Genomic DNA, 1,352 nt, shown 5'->3' with positions numbered 1-1,352 from the left:
GGGTTCCTTGGGTGAACGCGACGATGTCGTCTTTACCGTCCCCACTGAAATCCGTCGACGAACCCCCCAGATACCGACCACCCCCACCACCACCGGCGTTCACCAGGGAGATGTAGTAGTTCCAGTTCCAGTGGGGCCCGGGGTCGGTGTGGTCGTTGCCCGGCAGCTCGTTGTGCCCCTTGATGGCGCTGCGGTCCCTGGGCAGGCCGTACTTGTCGCACAGGTAGCGGGTCAGCGCGGCCGACGAGCGGTACATCGCGTCGGTGAACCAGGCCGGGTTGTCCACGAATCCCTCGTGTTCGATGCCGACCGAGTACGGGTTGGCCGAACGGGCGTGGTAGGCGGTGTCGCCCTCCCGCACCATCTGGGTGATCTCTCCGGTGCTGGACCGGACGACGTAGTGCGCGCTGACCCCGGACGACGGGTTCTGGAACCAGCTGACGGTCCCGGCGTACGAGCCCTGAGTGACGTGGACGACCACGGTGGTGATCCGGGCCGACCGCCCCGGCTGGTAGTTGCCGCCGTTGGCGGCGACCCACCGGGCCGGGCCGTACTCGGGAACCGCCGCCAGGGCGGCCGGGGACCCGGTGGACCGGCTCCCCGCGGGGGCGACCGTGGCGTACCGGCCGAGCTCCGGCCGCACCGGCCGGGCGGCCACGCCGATCCGCTGCCCCGTGGGCGTCCGCGCCTCGATGCCCTGCCGCAGCAGGTCGTAGACGTGGTCGGCGTAGAGGCGGGCGGTCGCGTCGTCGCCGGCATGGGCGTAGCGCGCCACGACCGGGTACCAGGCGGCGATCCGGTGACGGTCTGCGGGCCGCAGCCGCGCCGCGTCGGCATAGGAACGCAGCACAGCCGCCGCACCCCGGACGTTCGCCTCCGGCCGGGCCCTGAGCTGGTCCACCGGCACACCGGTGAGCCCGGCCGCCTCGTTCAGGGACCGGTTGGTGGGGTTGCTGACCAGGTGCATCGGGCCGTAGCCGTTGGCGGCGCTGGGCTGACCGCCGTGGTCGTCGAGCCGGCTCTCGCCGTAGCCCACCGCCACCAGCAGGTCGCGCGGCACGTCGTAGCGGCTGCCGGCGGCGGCGAAGGCGGCGGCGAGGCCGTCGGCCCGGTCGGTCGGGGCGGCGGTGGCCGGCGCCGCGGCGGTGAGGGTGACGACGGTCAGGGTGGCGACGAGGACGCCGGCCAGCGGGGGCGGCTTCCTGCGTCCCGGGGAACGATTGAACATGGCGACTCTCCGACGGGGGTTCGGATGTTAGAGGGTGGTTTCTCCGGGGAGGCCGAAGAAGTCGTGCCATTTGGTGGTGGGGGTGAAGGTGGTGCCGGTGGATAGTGCGACGTGGACGTCGTTG

General features: G+C 72.2%; 1 protein-coding gene. It reads right to left on the bottom strand.

Features of this window, described 5'->3' with window-relative positions; all coding sequences use genetic code 11:
* The coding region (locus ACFYZF_RS30625; RefSeq protein WP_387026665.1) for an N-acetylmuramoyl-L-alanine amidase at window positions 1-1,228 on the bottom strand (1,228 nt) is incomplete at its 3' end.
* Window positions 1,229-1,352 lie beyond the last annotated feature (124 nt).

The sequence above is a fragment of the Micromonospora sp. NPDC001898 genome (genome assembly GCF_042891255.1).
Classification (GTDB): Bacteria; Actinomycetota; Actinomycetes; order Mycobacteriales; family Micromonosporaceae; genus Micromonospora.
This window is presented reverse-complemented; position numbering and strand designations above follow the sequence as displayed.